The organism is Streptomyces sp. NPDC002888 (assembly GCF_042888465.1).
In the GTDB taxonomy this organism is placed as follows: Bacteria; Actinomycetota; Actinomycetes; order Streptomycetales; family Streptomycetaceae; genus Streptomyces.
Genome location: NZ_JBIAPU010000056.1, coordinates 21,290 through 27,775 on the forward strand (window position 1 = coordinate 21,290; position 6,486 = coordinate 27,775).

Annotated in this window: 4 protein-coding genes and 4 pseudogenes; 5 read left to right on the forward strand and 3 right to left on the reverse strand. The window is 68.3% G+C overall.

The annotated features are described in order from the left end of the window. Positions 1-351: 351 nt before the first annotated feature. Positions 352-984: an isochorismatase family cysteine hydrolase gene (locus ACFYWX_RS47415; protein WP_389431761.1), complete on the reverse strand. Its 633-nt coding sequence runs from the start codon at positions 982-984 to the stop codon at positions 352-354. Between the two features lie 258 nt (positions 985-1,242). Here ACFYWX_RS47415 and ACFYWX_RS47420 point away from each other — a divergent pair, with 258 nt between their 5' ends. Continuing rightward, the gene (locus ACFYWX_RS47420; RefSeq protein WP_206189683.1) at positions 1,243-1,674 is read left to right on the forward strand and encodes a helix-turn-helix domain-containing protein; all 432 of its coding nucleotides are present in this window, start codon (positions 1,243-1,245) and stop codon (positions 1,672-1,674) included. Positions 1,675-1,794: 120 nt separating this feature from the next. Then, positions 1,795-3,203 (forward strand): annotated as a pseudogene (locus tag ACFYWX_RS47425) (IS1380 family transposase). A gap of 144 nt (positions 3,204-3,347) precedes the next feature. Here the strand turns inward: ACFYWX_RS47425 and ACFYWX_RS47430 are convergent. Both ACFYWX_RS47430 and ACFYWX_RS47435 read right to left on the reverse strand, forming a co-directional pair. Further along, positions 3,348-3,647: pseudogene (locus ACFYWX_RS47430) on the reverse strand (DUF1330 domain-containing protein); the annotation flags it as partial. A gap of 33 nt (positions 3,648-3,680) precedes the next feature. Further along, a pseudogene (locus tag ACFYWX_RS47435) lies at positions 3,681-4,370 on the reverse strand (SDR family oxidoreductase); the annotation flags it as partial. Between the two features lie 79 nt (positions 4,371-4,449). On the opposite strand from ACFYWX_RS47435, the gene ACFYWX_RS47440 reads away from it, so the two are divergent. The 3 genes and pseudogenes from ACFYWX_RS47440 to ACFYWX_RS47450 form a co-directional block, all read left to right on the forward strand. Next, positions 4,450-4,908: a winged helix-turn-helix transcriptional regulator gene (locus ACFYWX_RS47440; RefSeq protein ID WP_389431762.1), complete on the forward strand. Its 459-nt coding sequence runs from the start codon at positions 4,450-4,452 to the stop codon at positions 4,906-4,908. A gap of 29 nt (positions 4,909-4,937) precedes the next feature. Further along, on the forward strand, positions 4,938-5,069 hold the full coding sequence (locus ACFYWX_RS47445) for a hypothetical protein (protein ID WP_389431763.1): 132 nt from the start codon (positions 4,938-4,940) through the stop codon (positions 5,067-5,069). 22 nt (positions 5,070-5,091) lie between these two features. Next, a pseudogene (locus ACFYWX_RS47450) lies at positions 5,092-6,486 on the forward strand (aminotransferase class I/II-fold pyridoxal phosphate-dependent enzyme); the annotation flags it as partial.

A 6,486-nucleotide genomic window follows, 5' to 3' on the forward strand; every position in this document is an offset into this window, starting at 1 on the left:
CGTCAGCCCTGCCTCGCGGGTGCGAGGCTGTAGAGGGCCGCGCCGTGGGCGGGGAGGTCGGCCCGCACGCATTGGCCGTCGTGAGTCGTGTCGTTGCGGCTTCACAGTTCCCGGACGCGGTCGTCGCTCCGGGCGCCGATGCCCCCTCACCACATGCAGAACCAGAACCCGACAAAGCATCTCTAGCCTCCCCGTTTCACTCGGGGATGGCTGACTCTGGGGCGGAAATACGAAAGTGCCTTCCTGGCCTGGGACGATGAACCTTGCTGAGGGGTTCTGTCGGTCCAGCCGGAGGGCACCTTCGACGTACAGGCTGTCGGGTTGCCCCGATGAGCGGTTCTGCGGTGAGCGTCAGACGAGTGCCCCCTTGAACGCGGTGACGATCTCGTCGGCGTTCACGATGGCGTGGGCGTAGGACGGGCCGTTCAACTCGTGGGCTGCGTGCAGCATTTCCCGGGTCCATGCGGCTGTCGCTCCGCGTACCAGGGTCACGTGGTAGCCCAGCTCCATGGCGTAGCGGCTGGTCGATTCGATGCAGGTGTTGGCCAGCAGGCCGACGGTCACCACGTGGGTGATGCCGTGCTTTTTGAGCTGGAGGTCGAGGTCGGTGTTGGCGAACCCGCTCTGTCCCCAGTGCTCGTGGACGACGACATCGTTCTCCTGGGGAGTGAAGTCCGGGTGCCAGTCGCCGCCCCAGGCTCCGTCTTCGAAGACCCGGTTCTGGTTGCTGCCGGCCTGGTCCGCGGTGAGGAAGTTCCAGTTCGCGTAGTTGCCCTCGCGCCAGCGGCGGTGCGGGACGACGAAGACCTGGATGCCGGCCGCACGCGCCGCGGCCACCACCGCGCGCAGGTTGTCGAGCAGGCCGACCTCGGTGGCGACCTCTTCGACCCGAGGCCACAGCTTCCCCCCTTCGGAGAGGAAGTCGTTGTAGGGGTCCACCAGGAGCAGCCCCGTGTGCGCCGGCACGTACTGCGTATCGGCCATGAGTCGTCCCTCCGGAAGTGCCGAGGAGTCCGCGTCTTGTGTCACGGACGTTCGCTCGGCTCATCCGCACCGTAACTCAATAAATCATAGTTACCAACTCTATTTTCCATAGCAACTCATTCGATCTCTGCGATGATGGGGACGGAACGAGTTCACGAGGAGGATGTCGGTATGGCCGGCTGGTCGGAGATCACGAGCACGGAGTGCCCCATCGCGCGGTCGAGCGCGGTGATCGGGGACCGCTGGACGCTCGTGATCATGCGGGAGCTGACGATGGGCAACCGCCGCTTCGACACGTTGCAGGTCCAGACCCTGGCTTCGCCGCAGATGCTGACCAACCGTCTCAAGCGACTCGAGGCCGACGGCATGATCGAGCGCCGTGCCTACAGCGTGAAACCCCGCCGCTACGAGTACCACCTGGCCGCCAAGGGCGAGGCCTTCGCCTCGGTGCTGCTCGCCCTGCGAGCATGGGGCGAGACGTGGTGCAAGGAGCCCGGGGAAGGGATTGCCGTCCATCAGATCCACACAGCATGCGGTCGCGAGGTGGGCCTGAGCGGGACCGTGTGTGAAGGGTGCGGCGAGCCCTTCACCGTGGACGAAGTGAGAGGTGAACTCAGCGCGGCCTTCGCACGGGAACGCGAGGACAGGAGCACGGCCGCCAGGCAGGATGCCGAGACCCGCCGAACCTAACCAGCATGTTTCACTTGCTGCCGTGTCCGGATCCTGATCGAAAACACGAAAGTGCCTTCTGAGCTGGGATGATGAGGCTTGCCTAGGGCTTCTGTCCCACAGCAGGAAGGAACTTTCTGCGTGCACACAACCGGGTCGCGTCCCAAGCTCGTCGTCTCGGCCGATGGTCGCGGAGTGGTCACCCACGCCGGATCCCGCCTGCTGGCCGATCTCGTCGACGCCACGGGCCTGACCGGCTCCTTCGCCAACGCGCTGCACCGGTACGGCTGCGCGGCACCGGCCACGATCCCGGCCGGGTCGCGGTCGACCTGGCGGTGATGCTCGCCGACGGCAGCGAGGCCATAGCCGACCTGGCCCTCCTGCGCGACCAACGCGAGGTATTCGGTCCGGTCGCTTCCACCCCCACCGCTTGGCGCGTCCTGGCCGACATCGACACCACCACACTCGCGGCACTGCGCACGGCCCGCGCCGCTGCCCGGGAGACAGCCTGGCTGCAGGCCGCCGAGACCCGGCGCAGGACACCGAGCTCCCGCGCGGGCGGACGCAACCTGCCCGGCCTGGTCCTGGACCTCGACGCCACCCTCGTCACCTGCCACTCCGAGAGGGAACAGGCAGCCGCCACCTACAAACACGGCTTCGGCTTCCATCCGCTGCTGTGCTTCCTGGACAACACCGGCGAGGCTCTGGCCGCCCTGCTGCGGCCTGGCAACGCCGGCGTGAACACCGCGAGCGACCACATCACCGTCCTGGACGCCGCCCTCGCCCAGATCCCCGATGCCCATCGCCACGGCACCGATATCCTCATCCGCACCGACAGCGCCGGGGGCACCAAAGCGTTCCTGACCCACCTGCGAAATCTGCGGGCTCAGGGCATCCAGACCTTCTTCTCCGTCGGACACCCCGTCACCGAACCGGTCCGGCGCGCGATCCGGGCCCTGCCCAACCGAATCTGGCACCCGGCCCTGGAACAGGACGGATCCCTGCGCGGCTCAGCCGAGGTCGCCGAGCTGACCGGCATGATCGACCTGGCCGGATATCCCGACGGCACCCGCATCATCGTGCGACGTGAGCGCCCGCATCCCGGCGCTCAGCTCTCCCTGTTCGACCTCGACGAGGCCATGCGCCACCAGGTCTTCCTCAATGACACTCCCCTCGCGGGCGGCGCCGGATCCATCCAGCACCTCGAGGTCCGCCACCGCGCGCACGCCCGCGTCGAGGACCGCATCCGCTGCGGCAAAGCCACCGGCTTCGACCGGTTCCCCTCCCGCCTCTTCCAGGTCAACGCGGCCTGGCTGGAGCTGTCCCTGACCGCAATCGACCTGCTTGCCTGGACCCGCACCCTGCTGCTGGACGGCGAACTGGCCACTGCCGAGCCGAAGAAACTCCGCTACCGACTGCTGCACGCCGCCGCCCGCATCACCCGTGGAGGTCGCCGTCTCCACCTGCGGATCGCCGCCACCTGGCCATGGGGACATGAGCTGGCGCACGCTTTCGCCTGCCTCGCGGCCCTGCCGAGGCCAGCAACCTGACCAACGGCGCTGCCTCTGCCCACCCGCAACCCGAGGAAACCGGAGCACCCGGCCCGAGCGCCGGGACCCAGGCATAACCGCCCGCCGACAGCCACGGCCCACCGCAGTCAGCCCAGCTCGGCCGAACCAACTGAAACGGGGAGGCTAGGCCGGGCGGGAGAGGCCCTCAGGCGGTGTGCCCTCGGCGAACAGCATGGTCACCCGGGCCTTGCCTTCTCGTATCTCCCGGGCCCGCCGGTACTCGGCGGAGTCGTACCACTCCCGGATCCGGTCCATGTCGGGAAACTCGATGATCACGAACCCGGAGGAGTCCCAGGTGCCTTCGACGGGCTTGGGCGTGGGTCCCCCGACCAGGTAATGGCCGCCGTGGTTGCGGATGGACCGCTGGGCCACGGCCGCGTAGGCCGCGCCGGCCTCCTCGTCGAGCACATCGAAGTTGACGACGACGTAAGCGGGCGTGCGATTCCGTGTCCCGAACTGCGGGTAGAGCGCGCCGACGCCTCCGGACAGGTCCGCGAGCACGGTCTTGCTCGTCTCGTCGGCGATGATCTCAGGGGTGCCGGCGGCGACACCGTCGAGGGCGATGCGTGCGATGTCGGCGGGGTCGGCCTTCGGCGCGTCGAGGCCGGTGGTCATGTCGGTGTCCATGTACCCGACGTGCAGTGCCGAGACCCGGGTGCCCTGCGGGGCGAGTTCCTGGCGCAGCCCGTTGGTCATCGACCAGGAGGCCGACTTGGCGGCGCAGTAGGCGCCGAACGAGGGGTAGTTGATCCAGGAGGCGACCGACAGGATGTTCAGCACCGCGCTGCTGTCGTGAGAGCCGAGTTGGGGGGCGAATGCCCGGGTGACCGCCAAGGTGCCGAGGTAGTGGGTGTCGATCTCCAGTCGGATGTCCGCCAGGTCGCCCGTCAGCAGTGACGCGTTGGTGGCCGAACCGGCGTTGTTGACCAGGATCGACACGTCGCCGGTCGCCTCTGCCGCGGCGGCGATGGAGGCGGGGTCGGTCACGTCGAGGGCGATCGGCTTCACGCCGTCGAGGTCGACGGCTGCGGGATTGCGGGCTGCCGCGTAGACGGTCGCGCCCCGGTCGCGCAACTGCTTCGCCAGGTGACGTCCCAGGCCACGGTTCGCCCCGGTGACCAGTGCGGTCTGTCCTTCGATCTGCATGACGCAACTCCCTGCTGGATAGGTTTTTCCAACCTAGACCATCTGAGTTGGGAGAAACAACCCAGGGTAGGCTTGCAGCATGGGCAAGATTCCGAATGACAGCTGCGCCATCGCCCGCAGCCTGGGCGTGCTGGGCGAGCGCTGGACGTTTCTGATCCTGCGCGAGGCCGTGGCGGGGTCGAGCCGCTTCTCGGAGTTCCGCAGCAGGCTCGGTGTGGCGCCGGACGTTCTCACCGAACGCCTGAACACGCTGGTCGCATACGGCGTGATGGAGAAAGTGTCCTATCGGGAGCCGGGGGAGCGGGCTCGCTTCTCGTACGTGCTCACGGATGCGGGCCGGGAACTCCTCGTCGTCCTGCTCGCCCTGCAGCAATGGGGCGACAAGCACCTGCCGTGGCCGGACGGGCCGAGCATCCTGCGCCAGGTCGAGGGCACCGAACGACCGGTGCACGTCGGGTTCATCGACGATGACGGAAACGAAGTCGACGAAAGCTCCGTGGCACTGATCCCGACCGCCGCCTCCCCCGGCCGGAAGTAGCCGCCGCACGCGGCGACCTGGCCGGCCTCGTGGCTGGCCGCGCCCGAGGGGCCGAGCGGCGAGCGTACTTCCGGTCCGTGGGCCTGGGCATCGAGGACGCGGCCGTCGCCTGGGCCGCCCTGCACAACGACAACGCCATGACGAAGGGACAGTCCCGGTGAAGATCCGCCCGTTTTCGCCGTCGAGCAGTGGATGAACGACCACGAGGAGACCTGCCGATACAACCTCGCCGAGACCTGCGTCCGCTCCCTTACCACCGGCGAACTCCTTCAGATGTCCGGACGGCGGGAGGAGATCCTCGCCGAACTCGACGCCACCCCGCTCACCTACGGCCCCATCCCCGGTAGCCCCCGCCTGCGTGGCCTCGTCGCCGGCCTCTACGAGAGCCAGGGCCCGGACAACGTCCTGATCACCCACGGCGCGATCGGCGCGAACGCCCTCGTCCACGCCGCACTCGTCGAACCCGCCGACCACATCGTGGCCGTCGTCCCCACCTACCAGCAGCACTACTCCATCCCCGACAGCTACGGCGCCCGCGTCACCCAACTGCCGCTGCGCGAGGCCAACGGCTGGCTGCCCGACCTCGACGAACTCGACCGCCTGGTCTCGGCCGACACCAAGCTCATCGCCGTCAACAACCCCAACAACCTCACCGGCGCCCTCATCGACGAAGCCGGACCGGCCCGCATCGTCAAGATCGCCGAACGGGTCGGGGCTTGGGTGCTGTGCGACGAGGTCTACCGGGGAGTCGACCAGGACGGCGACGGCTTCACCGCCTCGATCGCCGACCTGTACGAGCGCGGCATCTCCACCGGCAGCATGTCCAAGCTCTATTCCCTGGCCGGGCTGCGCCTGGGCTGGATCGTCGACCCCATCCGCCTTCTCGCCGAGGTGACCACCCACCGGGACTACACCACCATCAGCGTCGGACGCGTCGACGACCTCCTGGCCTGCGTCGCCCTGGAGAACAAGGACGCCGTCCTTGCCCGTTCCCACCAGATCACCCGCACCAACCTCGCCATCCTCGACGAGTGGGTCGCCGGCCGTGACGACATCGCCTACGTCAAACCGGCCTCGGGCACGACCGCGCTCCTGCGCTACAACGCCCCGATCGGTTCCTACGAGTTCTGCCCCCGCCTCCTCGGGGAGACCGGCGTCATGTTCACCCCTGGCGCCGCCTTCGACATCGAGCACACCATCCGCATCGGCTTCGCCGACGACACCGAGACCCTGTGCACCGGCCTGGAACTGGTCGCCAGTTCCTCGACCGCTTCGCCCAGGACTGACTCACCGGCAAGAGCGCTGGGGAAACCCAGGTGCCCCGCCTTATGTGGGGTCGGAGCGGAGGGTGACCGTGCGAAGGAGAGCGTTCCGGCAGGCCTGGATGGCAGGGTGCCGGCTGCGGCCGCGGCGTACCACGGTGAAGATGCGGCGTGTGCGTTGCCCGCGGGGGAGCTGGCGCAGGGTGACGGTCGGGGGCTGTCCGCTCCAGACGAGGCCGGGCAGGAAAGCCGCGGCGTGTTTCTGCTCGACGAGGCGCTGATGGAGCAGGAGGTCGGTGGTCTCGAACCGTACGTC